Source organism: Pseudoalteromonas sp. P1-26, from assembly GCF_001401795.1.
Lineage (GTDB): Bacteria > Pseudomonadota > Gammaproteobacteria > Enterobacterales > Alteromonadaceae > Pseudoalteromonas.
Genome location: NZ_LKDX01000038.1, coordinates 21,534 through 41,067 on the forward strand (window position 1 = coordinate 21,534; position 19,534 = coordinate 41,067).

At 39.0% G+C, this 19,534-nt stretch carries 18 protein-coding genes and 3 pseudogenes; 19 read left to right on the plus strand and 2 right to left on the minus strand.

Annotated features, from left to right (window positions below):
* Positions 1–10: 10 nt before the first annotated feature.
* From AN394_RS16315 to AN394_RS16370, 12 genes are all read left to right on the plus strand, one after another.
* Entirely contained in the window at positions 11–481 is a 471-nt protein-coding gene (locus tag AN394_RS16315) for a DUF4440 domain-containing protein (RefSeq protein ID WP_055022011.1), read from the plus strand.
* 27 nt (positions 482–508) lie between these two features.
* Entirely contained in the window at positions 509–2,332 is a 1,824-nt protein-coding gene (locus AN394_RS16320; protein ID WP_045979602.1) for a copper resistance system multicopper oxidase, read from the plus strand.
* Positions 2,329–3,189 (plus strand): copper resistance protein B, encoded by an 861-nt coding sequence (locus tag AN394_RS16325; RefSeq protein ID WP_045979601.1) that lies wholly within the window; start codon positions 2,329–2,331, stop codon positions 3,187–3,189. The genes AN394_RS16320 and AN394_RS16325 overlap by 4 nt, the downstream gene beginning before the upstream one ends.
* A 608-nt stretch (positions 3,190–3,797) precedes the next feature.
* The gene (locus tag AN394_RS16330) at positions 3,798–4,220 is read left to right on the plus strand and encodes a hypothetical protein (RefSeq protein ID WP_045979600.1); all 423 of its coding nucleotides are present in this window, start codon (positions 3,798–3,800) and stop codon (positions 4,218–4,220) included.
* A gap of 297 nt (positions 4,221–4,517) precedes the next feature.
* Positions 4,518–4,931 carry a MerR family transcriptional regulator gene (locus AN394_RS16335; RefSeq protein WP_045979599.1) on the plus strand — a complete coding sequence of 138 codons (414 nt, stop codon included), beginning with the start codon at positions 4,518–4,520 and terminating at the stop codon, positions 4,929–4,931.
* A gap of 101 nt (positions 4,932–5,032) precedes the next feature.
* Positions 5,033–7,276, plus strand: a complete 2,244-nt coding sequence (locus AN394_RS16340; RefSeq protein ID WP_055022012.1) for a heavy metal translocating P-type ATPase — start codon at positions 5,033–5,035, stop codon at positions 7,274–7,276.
* 11 nt (positions 7,277–7,287) lie between these two features.
* A complete protein-coding gene (locus tag AN394_RS16345; RefSeq protein ID WP_004589267.1) occupies positions 7,288–7,641 on the plus strand; it encodes a cupredoxin domain-containing protein in 354 nt (117 codons plus the stop codon).
* Positions 7,642–7,650: 9 nt separating this feature from the next.
* The gene (locus AN394_RS16350; RefSeq protein ID WP_055022013.1) at positions 7,651–7,986 is read left to right on the plus strand and encodes a DUF2933 domain-containing protein; all 336 of its coding nucleotides are present in this window, start codon (positions 7,651–7,653) and stop codon (positions 7,984–7,986) included.
* Positions 7,979–8,644, plus strand: coding sequence for an isoprenylcysteine carboxylmethyltransferase family protein (locus AN394_RS16355; RefSeq protein WP_016708241.1), 666 nt, complete (start codon positions 7,979–7,981; stop codon positions 8,642–8,644). The genes AN394_RS16350 and AN394_RS16355 overlap by 8 nt, the downstream gene beginning before the upstream one ends.
* A complete protein-coding gene (locus AN394_RS16360; protein WP_055022014.1) occupies positions 8,628–9,050 on the plus strand; it encodes a hypothetical protein in 423 nt (140 codons plus the stop codon). The genes AN394_RS16355 and AN394_RS16360 overlap by 17 nt, the downstream gene beginning before the upstream one ends.
* 10 nt (positions 9,051–9,060) lie before the next feature.
* The gene (locus AN394_RS16365; RefSeq protein ID WP_019677951.1) at positions 9,061–9,432 is read left to right on the plus strand and encodes a hypothetical protein; all 372 of its coding nucleotides are present in this window, start codon (positions 9,061–9,063) and stop codon (positions 9,430–9,432) included.
* 50 nt (positions 9,433–9,482) lie between these two features.
* Entirely contained in the window at positions 9,483–9,833 is a 351-nt protein-coding gene (locus AN394_RS16370) for a hypothetical protein (protein WP_004589646.1), read from the plus strand.
* A 216-nt stretch (positions 9,834–10,049) separates the two neighbouring features.
* Here the strand turns inward: AN394_RS16370 and AN394_RS16375 are convergent.
* A pseudogene (locus tag AN394_RS16375) lies at positions 10,050–10,487 on the minus strand (MauE/DoxX family redox-associated membrane protein); the annotation flags it as partial.
* 68 nt (positions 10,488–10,555) lie between these two features.
* Here AN394_RS16375 and AN394_RS16380 point away from each other — a divergent pair.
* The 7 genes and pseudogenes from AN394_RS16380 to AN394_RS16405 form a co-directional block, all read left to right on the plus strand.
* Positions 10,556–11,757, plus strand: a pseudogene (locus AN394_RS16380) (IS256 family transposase).
* A 365-nt stretch (positions 11,758–12,122) separates the two neighbouring features.
* Positions 12,123–12,623: a signal peptidase I gene (gene lepB / locus AN394_RS16385; protein WP_055022015.1), complete on the plus strand. Its 501-nt coding sequence runs from the start codon at positions 12,123–12,125 to the stop codon at positions 12,621–12,623.
* Entirely contained in the window at positions 12,610–13,788 is a 1,179-nt protein-coding gene (locus AN394_RS16390) for a TrbC family F-type conjugative pilus assembly protein (protein ID WP_055022016.1), read from the plus strand. Before lepB ends, AN394_RS16390 begins: the two co-directional genes overlap by 14 nt.
* On the plus strand, positions 13,785–13,934 hold the full coding sequence (locus AN394_RS22065) for a hypothetical protein (RefSeq protein WP_155950869.1): 150 nt from the start codon (positions 13,785–13,787) through the stop codon (positions 13,932–13,934). Before AN394_RS16390 ends, AN394_RS22065 begins: the two co-directional genes overlap by 4 nt.
* Complete coding sequence (locus AN394_RS16395; protein ID WP_055022017.1) at positions 13,934–14,977, plus strand: TraU family protein; 1,044 nt, start codon at positions 13,934–13,936, stop codon at positions 14,975–14,977. The genes AN394_RS22065 and AN394_RS16395 overlap by 1 nt, the downstream gene beginning before the upstream one ends.
* Positions 14,978–15,334: 357 nt before the next feature.
* Positions 15,335–15,898 carry a hypothetical protein gene (locus AN394_RS16400; protein WP_138601319.1) on the plus strand — a complete coding sequence of 188 codons (564 nt, stop codon included), beginning with the start codon at positions 15,335–15,337 and terminating at the stop codon, positions 15,896–15,898.
* 155 nt (positions 15,899–16,053) lie between these two features.
* Positions 16,054–16,536 (plus strand): annotated as a pseudogene (locus AN394_RS16405) (GGDEF domain-containing protein); the annotation flags it as partial.
* Positions 16,537–16,578: 42 nt separating this feature from the next.
* Here AN394_RS16405 and AN394_RS16410 read toward each other — a convergent pair.
* Positions 16,579–18,405: a diguanylate cyclase gene (locus AN394_RS16410; RefSeq protein ID WP_036973798.1), complete on the minus strand. Its 1,827-nt coding sequence runs from the start codon at positions 18,403–18,405 to the stop codon at positions 16,579–16,581.
* Positions 18,406–19,534 lie beyond the last annotated feature (1,129 nt).

Genomic DNA, 19,534 nt, shown 5'->3' on the forward strand with positions numbered 1-19,534 from the left:
AAAAGAGAGAATGAAAATGAAAACAATAAATATATTACTCGTTTTATTAATGACGTTTAGTTTCGCAGCAAACGCTCATGGTGATAAGAACAAAGACAAAGGTTTGTTTAAAGGTATAGATACCCCAGCCGCAAAAGTTGTTTTGGCATTTCATCAAGCACTTGAAACTGGCAATCAAAAACAGGCTAGAGCGCAGTTAGCGGATGATGTCACCATTTTCGAGGGAGGCCGCGTTGAAAGGAGCGCTGATGAATATGCTCATCATCATATGTTGTCGGATATGAAGTATTTAGCAGCGATGAAGAGCGGCACACTTGAACATCAAGTGACGATACTTGGAAATACCGCTATCTCTGCGTCGCGCAGTCAAACTACAGGTACTCATAAAGGTGTTGAACGCGATTATCAAGGCATGGAAACGATGGTGCTGGAAAAACAAAATGGTGAATGGAAGATTAAGCACATTCATTGGTCACATTAATTTATTGTTCAAACAACGGAGAGTAAAATGAGAAATAACAATCCATTACATCAAGTTTCTACGCCACGTAGACGCTTTGTACAAGGATTAGCTGCTGGCGGTGTATTAGCTGCTTTTCCAAGTGTTCTTCATGCAGCTTCATCTTTGCTTGCTGGAACTTCAACAGGTACTGCGCCCGAACTAAGTGGGGAAGTCATAGATCTGGTGATAGATGAGTCACCAGTAAACTTCACAGGTGTTGTAAGAATGGCTACAACAATCAATGGCTCAATACCAGCTCCTACCTTGCGCCTCAGAGAAGGTGATGACGTTACTATCAGGGTAACGAATAAATTATCAGTGCCGAGTTCAATTCATTGGCATGGGATCATTCTTCCGTATCAAATGGATGGCGTACCGGGTATTAGCTTTAAAGGTATAATGCCGGGTGAAACCTTTGTTTATAAATTTAAGCTGCAACAAAGCGGCACATATTGGTATCACTCACACAGTGGTTTTCAAGAAATGACAGGTATGTACGGCGCATTAATTATTGAGCCAAGAGAAAAGGATATTATTAGTGCTGACAATGAGCATGTCATCCAATTGTCTGATTGGACTGATGATGACCCAATGGATTTGTTTCGCAAGTTAAAAGTACAGAGCGATGTATTTAACTTTAATCAACCTACTGTTCCAGAGTTTTTTGATGACATTTCAAATAGCAGCGTTTCAAATGCGCTACAACGCCGGGAAATGTGGAATAAAATGAGAATGAACCCTACAGATCTTGCAGACTTATCAGCATCTGCAATGACTTTTTTAATGAATGGTTGTGCGCCTTTGACAAATTGGCGTGGAATGTTTAAAGCTGGCGAAAAGGTTAGGCTTAGATTTATTAACGGTTCTAGCAATACGTTTTTTGATGTAAGAATACCTGAGCTGAAGTTAACAGTTGTACAAGCTGATGGACAAAATGTTGAACCTGTGACAGTAGATGAATTTAGATTTGGTCCCGGTGAAACTTATGATGTACTTGTCGAGCCAAAAAATGACGCATATACGATTTTTGCACAAAGCATGGATCGCTCAGGTTATGCTAAAGGTACTTTATCAATGGCACCTAACGTTGATGCACCAGTACCTTCTTTAGACCCCGTTGAGTGGTTAACGATGACAGATATGATGGGCAATATGACCCATGATAGTGTGCATTCTACAATGGCTGATACGGCAGGTATGTCGGGCATGAATTCTAATAAAATGGATCATAGTGCAATGGGTCATGGAGCGATGGCAATGGATCATAGTAAACATGGAATGACTAAAAACCCATTAGCTGTTGCTAGCACTAAAGTGCGTCATGCAAAAACAGAGTATGGAGCTTCTGTTGATATGCGTGTTGATATGCCTAGAACAAACCTTGATGATCCCGGTATAGGTTTACGTAAAAATGGACGCCGTGTTTTAACACTTGCAGATTTACATTCTCTTGAGGGAATTACAAGCCAGCAAGAGCCTGAGGCTGAAATTGAATTACATTTAACTGGAAACATGGAGCGTTATAGCTGGTCATTTGATGGCTTGGAATTTGGAAAAAGCACGCCAGTTCACATGAAGCATAATCAACGTTTAAGAGTTATTTTACAAAACGATACAATGATGACACATCCAATGCACCTGCATGGTATGTGGAGCGATTTGGAGAATGAAAAAGGTGATGTACAGGTTCGTCGCCATACTATCCCTGTACAACCAGCGCAAAGAATTAGTTTTTTAACAACACCTCATGACGTAGGTCGCTGGGCATGGCATTGCCATTTATTATTCCACATGGATGCAGGTATGTTTAGAGAGGTAGTTGTATCATGAGAAAATTAATACTAACCAATACGTTAAAACTATTATTAATAGGTTTGCCCCTTATAAGTGTATCTGTATCTGCAAAAGATGAGATGACTGAGATGGGTGATTCTAAAATGCAAGCACAAGGTGGAGATGCACCTAAAGATGCTAGAGACCCTCATGCTTATGCCGCAGGTACAACATTGACTGAAGGTCCTTATGCACTCAATAGCGACAAACGACTGACTTTGGCAGATGAGCATTCATTTTACGCGCTACTAGGGGATCGTCTTGAATATAATGAGCAAACAAACGCAGGTGTTTTTGACTTTCAGGCATGGTATGGCACTACTTTTGATAGATTAGTCATCAAAACTGAGGGAGATTTTAGCGAAGGTAATTTAGAGGAGAACCAAACAGATTTTCTATGGGGCCACGCAATATCTGCTTATTGGGATACACAAGTCGGTATTCGACTTGATTACAATAACGAAGGTGAAAACCGCAAATGGCTAGCTTTTGGTTTACAAGGTCTAGCCCCCTACTGGTTTGAAATTGATATGACTGCGTATTTAGGAGAGCAAGGTAATAGTGCATTTTCGATCGAAGCTGAGTATGAGCTATTACTTACTCAAAAGTTAATTGTTCAACCACGAGCAGAGTTGACGCTTTACGGTAAGGATGACGTCCAAAATAACCTTGGTAGTGGCTTATCTAGCAGTGCTATTGGTTTTCGGGTTCGTTATGAGTTTACCCGCCAGTTTGCTCCCTATGTTGGCGTTGAGTGGACAAATAAATTTGGTAATACAGCCGAATTTGCGAAGTTAAATGGGCAAAGTACTCGTGATACTGCTTTTGTTGCAGGTATCAAGTTCTGGCTCTGATGTGAAGAAATACTATATTGACTTGATGAGAGCTACCGCAACTATATTGATGGTAGCTTTTGTTTTTTGGGATTTAAACCATTTTAGTTATGTTAGGAAAGGCCTAGCTAATAGTTTTTTTGGAAAGAACTAAGAGCAGTAATAGTAAGCTACTTCTTGTTTTCAGTCTGTGCCAGTCTGGTGTATACCTATCAAGGTGGAATATCAGCTAAGAAGTAAAGTTGGCGAATGGTAAAGGTTAAAGAGTCAAGCCAAAAAACATCGCCATTGAAAGACGTACAATAGACTATTTTATCACTTTTGATGAACGGGAATTGGGTGTGCTCGGGATAGAACCGATTGTTGCAAAGTACTGTGCTTAAAGCTGAACAATTGGAAAAATGATCCCTTACTCAATACCTAGTTATGAGCGTAGGGTTTTTATTTTTTTATGGTGCTCATGCTTGGCTTCAATCTCATGAGTATAAATCAGACACCCCTTTTATACTTGTTAAGTTTAAGCTGTTTAAAAAAGTAAAAAGTTTAGGTTTTAGTTCAAAGGTTGATCAAGATCATAAAATTATTTTTATAAAGTGGCTAATATTGTAGGAGCTAAAGAAGGAATGATAATGTTTGGACTTTTCAGGTGGTTTAAAATAGTGATAATAACTGTGTTGCTTACGCAGCATAGTTTTGCTACAGCTAAGCCAATGAATTGTGAAGAACATCAAAATGGATCTTCCGACACGCATATTATGCAACGAAGCAAAAATATTCACCATCAATCAATGAATGACAATAGTCACTATCACACTGTAAACTCGCAAGACTCTAAACACCGTCATGGTGATGAAGTCTGTGAAAAATGTAAAGCTAGTGATTGTGTTTGTTGTGAGGGGGGATTTTGTTCAAGCTTTCATTTAAATCCCTATCTTGTGCAAGCGCAAGAGGAAGGTATTTGCAATATTTACTCTGAGCTATTTCTACAGCGTACACCTCTACCAAAATCTGGTATCCATCTCTTACTTTATCGTCCACCAATTATTGGCTAATCACGGGATCAGTGCGTCTTTTTTTCGCCACTCCCATCAAAAATAGAATGACTTATTCATTGATTTAAATAATCAATTGTTTTGAACGATTAGTACGATATTTTGAAGGCACTATGAAAATTCTCAAACTATTGCCATTTACAGTACTTAATGCTGTCGATTTTGGCCGAGATTTCTCTTTTACCAAAAAATTATTTTTTAGCTTATTCACTAGAATTAGTACTTGACCTGTGTCTTAGACACAGGTCTAAGCTGTAGGTGAGAGTACAAACTTAGGTGAAAAACTAAGGAGTAAATATGAAAGTAGCAGAACTGTCAAAAAGCCTTGGAACGACTGCTGATACGGTGCGCTATTACACGCGATTGGGACTGTTAAAACCTGCTAAGTCAGTGAACGGCTACAAGTCATACTCGAATAAAGAAGTATCGAGACTTAAGTTCATTTTAAGTGCCAGAAATCTTGGTTTTTCCGTTGCTGATATCAAGCAAATTCTTAATGAATCTGAAGATGGTACAAGTGCGTGCCCATTAGTCAGAAGCCTCATCAAAGAGCGGCTTGAAGAAACAGAAAAACAGTTTCAAGCAATGTTGGCACTTCGAGGGAAAATGTCTTCAGCGCTTTCTCAATGGGAAGAAATGGAAGACAAAGCGCCGACTGCAAACATGGTTTGTCATCTCATCGAAAACTTTGAACAAATTAAAAAGGCATAGGAGGAAAAATGGTAACTACTAATACAAATATAGAAACCGAATCAGGCTGTTGCTGTCAGGCAAAAACTCAATCCTCTTCGTGTAAAAGTAAGGAGAATACGTTGGAAAAAACATCACAAAGCCAACAGCTCATCATTGAAGGCGCTGGGTGTGCTAGCTGTGTAGGCAAAATTGAAGGGGCGTTAAAGGCAACTCATGGAGTCGTCAGTGCAGAAATGAATTTTGCTGATAGGACTGTAACAGTTTCTGGGACAGCTAAGACAGAAGAATTGATCAAAGCTGTTGAGTCAGTGGGGTATAACGCGAAGCCAATTGATGATAGCTCAGCAACAGATGCGCTTGACGAGAAAGAGGCGGCGGATTGGGCATATTACAAAAAGCTAATGCGCGATACGTTTATTGCCCTTTCACTCGGCGTTCCTTTGATGATCTACAGCATTGTAGTTGGAGAAATGACAGTTGAAACAAACCTTGAACGCATGTCTTGGCTGGTTGTCGGTATTTTAACTTTTGGTGTTATGTATTTTTCAGGTAAGCATTTTTATGTTGGCGCTTGGAAAAGCTTTAAAAACCACTCCGCTAATATGGACACACTAATAGCTTTGGGAACAGGTACAGCTTGGGTGTACTCAATGGTTGTTGTGTTTGCACCTGACGCCGTTCCATTGATGGCTCGGCATGTTTATTTTGAAGCGACCGCCATGATCATTGGCTTGATTGATTTAGGTTTAGCATTAGAAATAAAAGCCAGAGGTAAAACCTCTGAGGCCATTAAACGTCTTATCGGCTTGCAGGCCAAAACGGCAACCGTGGTTCGTGATAGCAAAGAAGTTCAGATTGGTATTGAGCAGGTTTTACTTAACGATATTGTGAAGGTAAAACCGGGTGAAAAAATTCCCGTCGATGGTGTGGTATTGGAAGGACACACGTCAATTGACGAGTCCATGCTGACAGGTGAACCGATGCCCGTTGAAAAAGCCGAGGAAGATGAGGTTGTCGCTGGCACGTTGAACAAATCAGGCATGATTTTATTCAGAGCCACACGTGTTGGTAAAGATACGGCGCTTGCACAGATCATCAATATGGTGAAACGAGCGCAAAATTCAAAACCGCCGATTGGCCGCTTGGCCGATGTTATTTCCGCCTATTTCGTTCCTGTAGTCATGATCATCTCGGTGTTAAGTGCGTTAGCATGGCTTAACTTTGGCCCTGAGCCAGCAATTGCTTTTGCTATCGTATCAGCAACTACTGTGCTTATTATTGCCTGCCCGTGTGCTTTAGGCTTGGCAACACCCATGTCTGTCATGGTCGGAGTAGGAAAAGCAGCAGAAGCCGGAGTACTTATTCGCAACGGTGAGGCACTGCAAACCGCCTCTAAAATCACTGCCATGATTTTAGATAAAACGGGCACTATTACTGAAGGGGCACCTAAGGTAACCGATATTGTTTTAGCAAAAGCTACTGACGAAAAAGACGTACTACAGCTTGCAGCAAGTTTAGAAAGCGGCTCAGAGCACCCTTTAGCGCAAGCGATTGTTGAAAGTGCTTTAGATAAGGATATTGAGTTACTAAAAATTGAATCGTTTAATGCTATTACGGGTTTTGGTGTAGAAGCAAACTGTAACAATAAAGTCCTGCTTTTTGGTAACGATAAACTAATGAAGTTAAAAGGCATAGACCTCACAGGCTTTGTTGGAAAAGCCCAGTCTTTAGCCAAAGAAGCCAAAACACCTATGTACTTTGCTGTAGATGGTGAACTTGCCGCAATCATTGCTGTCGCAGATCCCATTAAGTCAGACTCAATCTCTGCTATCAAACGGCTTCAGGCTAATGGTATACGCGTCATCATGTTAACAGGTGATAACAAGGAAACCGCTGCCGCTGTTGCCAAAAAAGCAGGTATTAGCGAATTTCTTGCTGAGGTGCTGCCAGAAGATAAAGCCAACAAGGTGAAAGAGCTACAAGGCAGTGGCGAAATTGTTGGTATGACAGGAGATGGCATCAACGATGCTCCTGCGCTAGCGTTAGCCGATGTTGGCTTCGCCATAGGCACAGGGACTGATGTAGCTATCGAAAGTGCTGACATTACCCTAATGCGTGGTTCACTTCATGGCCTTGCCGATGCCATAGCGGTAAGCAAAGCTACTTTACGAAATATCAAACAAAACTTGTTTGGCGCGTTTGTCTATAACGTAGCCGGGATTCCTTTTGCTGCGGGGGTTCTATACCCCTTCTTTGGCATTCTGCTTAGCCCTGTAATTGCAGGTGCTGCAATGGCGTTTTCGTCATTGACTGTAGTGTCAAATGCAAATCGACTTCGCTTTTTTAAAGCAAAAGAGCATTAAGGAGAATCACAATGATGGTTATTAACTTATTAGGCTTAATGTTAATCGCGCTGATTGTTTGGTGGTTTTGGCTATATAAACCCAATAAAACAATCGTTCAAGGTAATGAAGTACTCATTGAAGTGAGGGATGGCGTGTATTCCCCATCCTCAATTCAGGTGTCTGCTAGCCAGCCTGTCACTCTGAAGTTTATGCGCAAAGATCAATCCCCCTGCGCTGAAACAATGCTTATTCCTTCATTGGATATAAGCGAACAGCTTAAATTAAATGAAATTACTCAAATTACCCTATTGAACTTATCACCGGGAGAGCATGAGTTTCACTGTCAGATGCAAATGTATCGCGGTGTCTTAAAAGTCGTTTAGGAGGGCAATATGAAAAATCAACACCCTAATTTTTGGTCAACACCTACAGGCTGGGCTGCACTGGCACTTATTGCCGCAGTGACCTACTTCTTAGTGCTTGAGCATGGTCAACATACGCTGCAATTTCTTCCCTACTTGATTTTATTGCTATGCCCCTTGATGCACGTATTTATGCATGGCAATCATGGTAAACATGGTCACGATCATTCACATGCGCCTGATGAAAAAAAGGAAGAGAGCTTTCAAGAACTCACGGATAAAAATGCAGCCTATCGCGATGGCTACATACAAGGGTTAGAAAAGGCACGTAAGGAATCACATAAAAAGGAGAGCAGTGATGAATGAAACATATGATTATGGCTTATGGTCAATGGTGATACTGAACTCAGCAATTTTTATCTTTTTTGCCTTTAGTTTTGTCAAACCAAAAACATCAACTGATTGGAGAAGTCTAAGCGCGTTCTCTGCCTTTATTGTTGCCCTATTTACTGAAATGTATGGCTTTCCTTTAACTATCTATTTTCTGTCGGGGTGGCTGACGGAGACCTATCCAGAAGTAAATTTCTTTGCGCATGAAAATGGGCATTTATTACATACTTTCTTTGGATTTCAAGGTGATGCCCATTGGGACCCATTTCATATAGTGAGTATGGTGTTTATTGTTGCAGGTTTCTTTATGTTGTCTTCAGCATGGAATGTATTGCATCACGCGCAAAAACATCATCAATTGGCTACAACTGGATGGTATGCAAGGTGTCGCCACCCACAGTATGTAGCTTTCATTCTAATCATGTTCGGCTTTTTATTGCAGTGGCCGACAATCCCAACACTTGCGATGTTTCCGATCTTAGTCGTTGTTTACGTCAAGCTAGCGAAACGCGAAGAAGCACAGGCGATTGCTGAATTTGGTTCGGAGTACCACAGGTATATGGAATCGACACCAAGTTGGATCCCAAGTTTTAATAAAAGTGTAGAAGGTAAAAATCATGAAAACGTTAACTAAATCAATTTTATTTATTGGTTCACTACTGATAACCACTAGCTCATTTGCCCAAAACAATGAGCATAAACATGAAGGTGCGAACAAAGCTGGTATGCATCAAGGCATGACAATACCACATGAGAACATGGGAGAAATGCATAAAAAGATGATGGAAATGAAAAAGGAAGTCCATGCCATTAAAACTGAAAAAGATCCTGACAGGCAACAGCAGATGATGGTTGAACATCACCGTTCAATGATGAAGATGATGCAATCCATGCACAAAAACATGGAAGAAATGCCAATGCATCAACAAATCAAGATGACTGAACATCATTTAGAAATGATGGAGAACATGATGCCGCAGATGAACCGGAAAATGGAAGAAATGAAAGATAGCAATCAACAGCATTCACACAAACATTAGGAGAAAAATTATGAGCGATTTAGATCATAGAGTTGGCGTTAGAGAGCAAAATTTAGTTGTTCGAAATCTAAAGCTTAGCAATGTCACAGAAGAAAGCTGTGACGAGTTAGTAAAAGAAATAGATCAGCTTTTTGGTATAGATGAAGTTAGTTACAACATCAAAGAAGGTGAAATACACCTTGCCTATGATGCCGCAAACGTAAGCCTTGATGGGATTGAGGAGGTAATCCGTAAGTATGGCGCAGATGTTCATGATGATTGGTGGACACATACTAAAGAAAGTTACTATAAATTTGTTGATCAGAACATCAAAGATAACTCTGTTCATAAGCCTTGGAGTTGTCATCAAGCACCTTCGGGGGCTGGCCGGAAAAACAAATGAATTCATAAAAAAGTGTATAGATAATTAGTTAGTCAAATGAGGTAACAGTGATGAAAACACCCTATATAAAAGCTCTTTTATTGCTTACATTCGGTTTATATTTAGTGGGTTGTTCCAATACCACTTTTTATCATAAATACATGATGAGGGGTCAGGTAGTAGAAAGTTCTGATAATCGAACTCTAATCTGTATTGGTGCTAAGCATGGTGCAGAGGTTGGGCAAAAATACAGTGTTATTAGATTCCATGAAAGAATAGTATTGAGTGAAGGTGAAGATCCCTACACTATCGAAAAGGTAGGAACGGTACAAATTACTAAAATTGTGAATGATCATTTCGCAACTGTAAAGCTAGTGTCTGGTGACATTGCAGCGAAAGATATGGTGGAACTTGAAAACTAATAAAGTGGTGGCGAAAGCCACCACAAGAGCATAACAATAAAACTTAATGAAAAAACTTTAGTGTTATTTTGTACAACCTCTGAGATTGTTTGCTCAGTTCTGGTTATCTTGATGCCAGTACGACAGAAAAAATGTTACATATGGATTAGAAAGGTGTGGGCAGGCATCCTAGGTCTAATCTTAACAGTTAAGGGGCCGCCGAATAGAGCTATACCTTTACATCAGCAGCATAATCAATGCTCCCGCGATCATAAATAAGTTTTCAGATAGCGATACAAATCCAAGTGGCACACTGCTATCGCCGCCTACACAGGCACACTTTAACTGGCGTTTGTCAATGTAAACGGCTTTGAAAACTGAAATTGCTCCAACTGTGCCGATAAACAATGAAAATGGTGCCACTGCGAGAGGCTGTAGTTGGGCAACCATACCAATACCTGCATATGCTTCAATGAAGGGATAAATATAACCATATCTTATCCATCTCATCGTTAGTAAATCATAAGTAATAAACGAATTTGTGAAACTGTATAGGTCTTTCAGTTTTTGCACCGCTAAGAGCGTCATTGAAAAAGCTATAAATAGCATCAGTGTTCTGATGGAGATAAATGAGTCGGAAACAAAATGTTGAAATGCGACAGCAAGAAGGAGACTGTAACTAATTTTGTGTAATTGCCTATCTCAAATTACCCTTTGGATGGGTTAAGGATAGGCAGATGAACATGAATAAGAAAGAACTTGAAGCTTTCGCAAGAGAAGCCGCCAAAGGGATTAAATCCTCTTAGGACCTAAACGAATTTAGCCAGATGCTCAAGAAAATCACCGTTGAAGCGGCACTAAATGCAGAGATGGATGAGCATCTAGGTTATGAGAAGCACCATAAATCAACTTCTACAAACAGTCGCAACGGTAAAAGTACTAAACGAGTTAAAACTGAAGATGGTGAATTTGAACTCGACACTCCTCGTGACCGTGAAGGCTCCTTTGAGCCAAAGTTGGTCAAAAAGAACCAAACCCGCTTTACGTCCATGGACGATAAAATCCTCTGGCTTTACGCGCAGTGTATGAGTACCCGTGAAATCGTCAGTGCATTGGATAAATGGTATGGTGCTGAGATATCGCCTACGTTGGTGTCTCGTGTCACGAACGCGGTTATTGAGCAGGTAATTGAATGGCAATCTCGCCCTTTAGACGCTGTTTACCCTATTGTTTACCTAGACTGTATCGTCGTTAAAGTTCGCCAAGATAAACGGGTTATCAACAAGTCCATTTTTCTTGCATTAGGAATAAATACCGAAGGCCATAAAGAGTTGATGGGAATGTGGATTGCCGAGAATGAAGGTGCCAAATTCTGGTTAAATGTGCTGACCGAACTTCAACAGCGTGGTGTAGAAGACATCCTCATAGCGTGTGTTGATGGCCTAAAAGGCTTTTCAACACATTATTCCCTCAAACCAACATTCAACTGTGTATTGTGCATATGGTGCGAAATTCATTGAAGCATGTTTCATGGAAAGACTACAAGGCCGTTACAGCAGACCTCAAGCGCGTTTACCGCTTAGCCACAGAAGATGAAGCCTTACTTGAATTAGAGCGCTTTGGTGATGCCTGGGATAGCCAGTATCCGCAGACTACAAAATCATGGCGCAATCATTGGCAAAATCTAAATACGCTTTTTAATTATCCTGAGGATATTCTAAAGGCAATCTACACAACCAATGCGATAGAGTCGCTTAACAGTGTGATTAGGAAAGCGATTAAGAAGCGAAAAGTCTTCCCGAGTGATGACTTAGCAAGAAAGATGGTTTACCTTGCAATTCAAGATGCCAGTAAAAAATGGACAATGCCCATTCAAAACTGGCGTCAGGCGATGAGTCGATTTATCCTCGAATTCGAGGAACCCCTCGAAAGACATATAAACTAAGTGGCAGCTACACAGAATCTGTTACGGGGTCAAGACATTGGCGAAATTTGCCTTAGTTAACAATCTAATTAAATAATTCAAAGCTCAACTTCATTATGCTCAACTCTCTAAAATTGATTAGATATTAAAACTTTACCAAACAAGTGCATTAAGACAGGAAATGTCTAAGTTAAAAAAAAGGTAGCCTCAACCAAAGGCTACCTTTTTTTATACTAGAGTTCTTTGGAGGAGACTTTAGTATGTTGTTAATGTACCACAAATATTCTCTTAACCCCCCAAAAAAAGTTCAATACGAAAGAAAATCTCAGAATTACTCAAAAATCCCACTGTAGAATTTATTTACGTTCTCACAAAAACAGTTAGCTATGAATAGCATAAAGTTAAAAAGCACAATCATAGTCTGCCTTACACTACTAGGCTTATATGGGTTAGCGGAATTATTTTTTGCTCGCTTCACATTTTCTTTTCCTACCTTTCAAGAGCAGTGTTTGTATGCTCGCATGTTCATAGTCGACAAGCGTGATAAGGATATTAAAAGGGGTGATTTAGTTGCATTCAAATTTAACAAGGAAGATAAAAATTTTGATAAAGGGCTGAGCTTCATAAAAATTGCAGCCGGTGTTCCAGGAGATGAAATCAAATACTCGCCAAATGAAATGTATGTAAATCGAGTCGAATCTGAAATTGCTGGAATGACGCATGCCATTAATTTCTTACAGTTAAACCCAAAAGAGTATGAGCGACAAATCACCTTGAATGAAAATGAATTCTTTATGGTTGGTGAGACTATTTATAGCTATGACAGCAGGTTTTGGGGGCCAATAAATGAAGAGGACATTTTGGGAAAAGCATATGCAATTTTTTAAGTCGATAGTCTTTCTTTGTGCGTTTTCAGTTTCGGTAAGTGCCAATCAAAAAAACGAATATGATGTTTCTAGTTTTCAAGACGCTGCGAATAAGGCTGTCGAGAAAGCCAAAGAAAATGGGTGGTTAAAAGATATAGATAAGCCAACAATTCAAGAGAAAGATATAGCTTTAGCCAAGTCAATTGCAGATCAGGCTGTTGTTATTTCCAGTGAAACAATGAAGAGAGCGCTTCCACAACAACAAAATAAGATTGATTTATTAGAAGGTACAGATGGCGCTATTTTCGTAAGTTTCTCAATGCCCAGAAGAGCACTTATTGATGCCTTCCAAGTGGCCAAAGAGCATAACTTAACAATTTTATTTAGAGGGCTAGAAAAAGGGGCTACACACATATCATCGACGATGAAGCTTATTCAGAAATTAAGTGCCATATCAAAAGTAGAGCCAAATGTAGGAATAAACCCACTAAGATTTAAAGAGTTTAATGTAACCGGTGTACCAACTATCGTCATAAGAAATGGTAATAAGCATCTTATTGCTCAGGGCACATTGAATGCGCAATATGCAAAAGAGCAGTTTGATCAAAAACAAGGCGATTTCAAGTTTGAACCATTAGGTCAATTATTCAATATTGACGAACCTGACATCATAGAGCAAATGAAAGCTGTAGCAGGCAAGATTGATTGGGCTGAGAAGCAACGTTTAGCAAAAGAAAGGTTCTGGAAGAAATATAAAACTTACCCTCTCCCCACGTCAGATGAATCTAAGCAGTGGCTAATAGATACGACTGTTCGCGTAACTCAAGATATCAAAAATGGCCGTGGAGAAATATTGGCTCGAGCTGGCGACATAACAAACCCTTTAAAACAATACCCTATGCATTTAACCATTTTTGTAATTGATCCCTATGTGAAGTCACAGGTTGATTGGGTTAAGGAAGAATTAAAATCGATATCAGGACAGTTTCAGATTCATCTAACCCATATGGATAAAGACAAAGGGTGGGATGACCTTAGTAAGTTTCGAAATGAGTTTGGGGCACCAGTTTTCATTTTGCCTAAACAAGTTATTGAGAAATTTAAAGTGGAAGCTACACCAAGCAAAATCGAAACACAAAGCAATGGCTATTTACTGGTACGTCAATTCGATTGGAGTGAAAAATGAAATTAATTTTAGTTGGGTTAGGCGTTTTGGGTGGGATCTATTTAAGTTACGAGTACCCCACTGTAGCAAAGCAAATTTGGGATACCGCTTGGCATTACTTTCTAATCGCATTTAATTGGTTAGAGTCAAAAGTGGGCCAATTGTAATGCGCTTTACATTGATTTCCCTTATTTTCTTAGTTGCTTTATTTTCAACGCAAACAAAAGCTGAAGGTAACGCATGCAATAACGCGAATGTATTTAGCAACATAATAAATGAAGTTTGTTGGTCGTGCTTCTTGCCAGTACGATTGATGGGAGTAGGTCCAAAACCAAATGGGGCTGCACCTGACCAATCGATTTGTGCTTGTAATGATGCTCTTGGAATCCCGGAGTTTGGCTATCAACTGGGGTTTTGGCAGCCGTCTAGATTAGTCGAACATGTGAGAGTTCCATGGTGTGCACCCGCATTAGGGGGAGTTAGGCTTCAGGATGATCTATTTTCATTGTCGACTGGAGTGGATGTTAAAAGTTCCGGTGGTGCAGACTTGGCAACGTACCAATACCATTACTATTCATACCCATTATTTGCGATGTTGGAAATTTTGTATTTGCCTAAATGTGGTGGTGAATATACAGATTTTGATTTGATGTACCTTAGCGAGATTGATCCAACTTGGAACAATGATTTGCTCTCAATTTTACTATCCCCAGAAGCATTTATATTTGCAAATCCAATTGCAAAAGCGTGGTGTACTGCGGATTGTGCCGCAATTACAGCAGGAGATGTTCAAGAATCTACATATGGTTGTGCTGGCTGCGACGGAAGTCTCTATCCATTTACTGGAAATGTTTATCATGGTGAGTCTGGGCCGCGTGTAACTTCTCTTTTGACACAACGTGTACTTGCGAGTTTGCACCGAAAGGGGTTGGCTAGAAAAACAATCGGAGAGGATGCAATGTGTAAACCCGAGTTTTGGCCAATGATCCCCAAATCCCAGTATAAGCTTTCGATGCTTCATCCCGTAGCTGAAGCTGATATAAACTCCCCCAATGGTAAGTGCTGTCACCCATTGGGGGAGTCTGAACATAAATGGTCTACAGCGGCAGGTGGTAGAACCATCCCAGGTCTTGAAGACTACCTATATTTACTGTGGCGGTTTAATGACTGTTGCGTAATTAGTTCTGGTATTAATGTGCCTTCAAAATAGTGAGTAATTGTACTTTCTGTTCCAAAACTGGAATGGTTTCTGAGAAGAATGGAATAGAAAGTCTTTTATGACAAGGCTTTTAGCGCGGAGGGGAATATCGATATTTTTGATTTTCTGATAAGTGTTATTCAGCCATAAATGCTCTTTGAACAAGATATTACTCCACGTATTGTCAGTTATGAATAAAAAAACACTATATACGCGACTTTCCTTCTTCATAGTATAAAAATGAATCAATTAGTGACATTGCGCATTAGGGGGGGGTTGCAATAAGATCTGTAAGTAGATGGAAATATTGCGTAAATGTAAAAACTAGTGCTATTCTAGTTTCGCTATTCAAGGAAAGAGTTTGTCCTCGTGTTGTCATTCCAAACCCTCGCAATGTTGTTCCTACTGGCTATTTCTAACTTAAGTATTTGGCTTGCAGATGGTTTCATTACATTTATTGCATTTACCGATAATGTCGGAAGTATGACTTTTTCACAGCTACTCAATGCAATGACAGAGCTTAATTTGTTTGTGATTTTAGCATTACCTGAATACTGGCATGCGAATTCCCATCATTCATTTTTGGAAGCTCCAGCATTTTGGTTTGAGCCTGCAACAAGTATTGCTGCGTTCATCACGTTTGGCTTGTTATTGCTATTTTCAAGTATTGTTCATTCGTTAATAGGTTACACAATTGCAGCTATCATGCTTGTACTTGGGATTGGCTATATGTTAGTCAGCTGGGGTATTTTAGTGGATGTAACAGAGCCACAGCAGGTTGGCTCATTTTTAAGCATCGGTGTACAGGGCTTGTTAGTTCATTCGATATTTTGTTTTGGATCTTTGCTATTTATAATAATAAAAAATGCGTACTACAAAATATACTCTATTAATAATATTAAGCTTGCTCAGTCATTTTTGCATTGCAGGTGATGTAAGTTGGCAAAAACAAGCAATAGAGCAAACAAGGCTCAATGTTGTTTTTTTGTTAATATTGCTATTTTTGCCGTTGTACAGGAATTAACATTATGGCAATTAGTAAAAAATAACGAGCCAATCAACATCATTATTAACAAAGTGAGTTAGACACCTTAACACAATTATTGAATCGTCATGGTTTCCATCAAAGTGTTAACAAGCTTGATGATAAATCTGGGTTTTTATTAATCGCAGATATAAATAACTTTAAATCTATTAATGATCGTTTTGGGCATAATATTGGTGATAAGGTTTTGCATCGCGTAGCACAAACATTAAAAGAACAAGTTCGTGGTAGTGATATTGTAGCTCGTTATGTGGGGGAGAAATTTGTGATATTTTTCCCTTCACAAGATAGTGACCAACTAAAGTTGATCTCCCACAGATTAATTTGTTCTGTAAGCGCACTCGATTTTTCAGATTTAAACGAAAATCTAACGCAAGTTACTATAAGTGTAGGCCTTGATAAAGGTAGTGTTGAGGCTAATCATTTTGAGCTGTTGTATGAAAAAGCAGATACACTCTTGTACAAAGCTAAAAGCTCAGGTAAAAATCAATTTATTATGGGGCACCTTGAACGTGTGACTGTTTAAATTAGCTTAGATCAATATTCACATGTCTAGCTTAAGCAAAAGTTAAACTACCACACTATTTTTGCCATTTTGCTTGGCTTTGTATAAGTTCAGATCAACACGTTTTGCTGCCTGTTCAGCAGTCTCATGCGGGGTTATTTCAATAACACCAATGCTTACGGTTGAATTAATACCCAAAGAAGTATGTTGTTTTTCTGCTATTGAATGCCTAATTCGCCCCGCAATGTCTTTTGCATTTTCGAGAGTTTGGTTTTCAAGCACAATCAAAAACTCTTCACCACCGACTCGTCCCACCATACCTGAACAGCGAACTGTGCTTACAATGGTATTTACGACAGAAATGATAAGCTCATCGCCAATATCATGGCCGTATTGATCATTTACAGCTTTAAAATGGTCAATATCAATAGAAATCAGTGAACTTACTTGCTTATTGTGTAAGTTTTTTTGCATGACACTTCGCTTCAAATTAATGATAGCTCTGCGATTTGCTATGCCTGTAAGTTCGTCTTTTAAGGCGAGTACTTCAAAATACTTTTTTTGGCGGACTTGTTTAAAGCTGTAAATGGCAAATAGGATTAAACATACGCTGGCAATAATGAGTGTTAAGCGCTGCCAAAAGGCTTTATCTTCAGCCACTGTTAGTAACTCTTTTTGCAGAGCTGAAGCTTGTTCTAGACGAGTTATTTCACGCTTCTGTTGTTCAAAGTTAAAGTTTAGACGTGCTGATATAAGGGCGTTATTGGCTATGTCTGTTTGCTTTTGTTTTATTATTATTATTAGTTGTTGTTGAGCATTTATGTGTAATAAGGAATCATTTGTAGCTTCAGCAATTAATGAGGCAAAGCTTAAATACCTTTCTTTAAAACTGACCGGCCATGAGTTTTGCTTAGTTTGTAACTTGTTAAATAAAGTGAGAGCTGCGTTTAGATTATTGCTTTTTAAGTGCCATTGGGCTTGTGTCATAGTTAGTAGTGTTGTGATCCAGCTATCATCTATCTTAAGTTTATCAACAGCGGTTAAATATGACTTTGCAGCATTGAGCTGGTTTAGTTCGGTGTACAACTCAGCTAATTTTATCAATACATAAGCATAACCGTTATCGCTTTCGTAAGACCTTACATCTTTTTTGATTGACTGATACAACTCTATAGCTTTAGGGAGATTTCCGCTTTTTTCATGGGCAAAAGCGATCTGATCGATTACTTTGTAATGTTCTTGTTTATTAAATTTGGCTAATTCGGTTGCAGAGCGTTGCAGTTGTTCAATTGCTAGATCAAAGTTGTAAAGAGCAATATGAATATCTGCTATTTCTTTTAGGGCAAGAGCTTGTTCATAGCTATTTCCTGATTTTTCAAATAGCTGATAGGCTTTTTGCGCTGCATGGAATGCATCTTCATAGTTTCCTTGGGCTAAGTAAATACGATTGAGTACTGTACTAGCGTTAGCAATGCCGTTTAGCTCTTCAGGGTTTTGCGTGTTTGCAGAGTTTTGAGTTATAGGGGTTAAAAGTATTGTGGCTAATTGGTAATTGCCTTGGTTGTACTCTTGGAAAGCTTCACAGACTGTGAGGTTTTGTTTTAATATTTCGCTACCTGAGTTATGAATTATTGACTTTGCATTATTTAAAAAGTCATTGTAATGGAGTAGCCCATTAGATGTAGTGACATCAGAAAACCAACACTTAAACGCCATTACTCGCGCATCATCAAGCACATTTTTATATGGCATTCCTTGTTCTAACTTTTCTAAAATAGCTCTCGACTCAGAGAAGGTGGTATAGCCATAAAGAACCTTATCTATTTCATTTTTTACTTCATTGGCGGTTAAATTGGCAGAAAAAAGAACAAAGCATAAAACCCTTAACATTTAAACTGTTACTCCATCAACTACTATTCCGTTACTAAAATTTAGTTATTATTTTTAATTGAGGTTAACATAAAAGTTGTTCAATAATAACAATTACGAGAAGCTTAAAACTCGAAAGGTTTTGGTTTTCTGCTGCCTTTTAGATTCCATCAAAGATTTGCTTAATTTCAGCGACTTTTCGTAATAAAACACAAATTCCAATGTTTTATCAGAAACTTTAATAACTCTCTATCAGAAACTGATACACAATTTTATCGTCTGTAGTATAGCTAAATTCCAGCCTTGGATCAGAAAGAACAATGGTTTTAGCTTAGCTAATTTTTTGGAAGCTGCGCGACCTCTAGATACTCCGGCTGTTGAAAGTGTTGTAAGGGTAGCTCCTTTTATATAAGCTCATATTGCGTTCGTTAGCTTTACATATTTAGGGACTCATTTGGGAAAATTTGTTTTTAGCAAAAAATTACTAGGTAATTGAGCGATACCCCCTAGATTTATCTAATTTTAATATTAAATTAAGCTTATACTTGTTTCGGTTTTTTTACTCCACCTATAAAAAGTTAATATTAAAAACATGGAGTTATTGAAACAACAGTGTGAAGTGAATCACTTATGGGCGCCACCTTAATGTCGAATAAGGGGGGCTCATAAAGTTTCGAAAAATTTTTAAGTATGGAAGTTTGACAATAATAAGCACAGCCTCTATATTTAAAGTGTATTTCATAAATTATTGAGCCAGCAATTTCCTAATTGATTATCAATACCCAAGCATACAAACTCACCTTCATCCCTAAGTTTGTATGCTTTTTTCTTTTGTATCCTAGTTTAGCCAGAATGACGCTGGATTTGCTTTTTGTGCTTCTATACTTTGCTGGTTTGGTATTCTATAACAGAGGTTTAGCTATTAGGTGACATTATGTTCTTGTCGAGCATTTTCTATTGCTAAAGACTCCCTATATTCAGCAGTTTCTGCTGTCAGTTTCCAATGAACATCAGGTAAATCCTGTTGCTCAACTACTTGTCTAACCTCTGCTATAGAGGTTTTGAACATTAGGCTTGCGCAATCTCACCCTTTCAAGGGCGAGTCAAGCAAGAGGTAACTAGTCTTTTTTCTGACTTAAAGCGCGTGAAG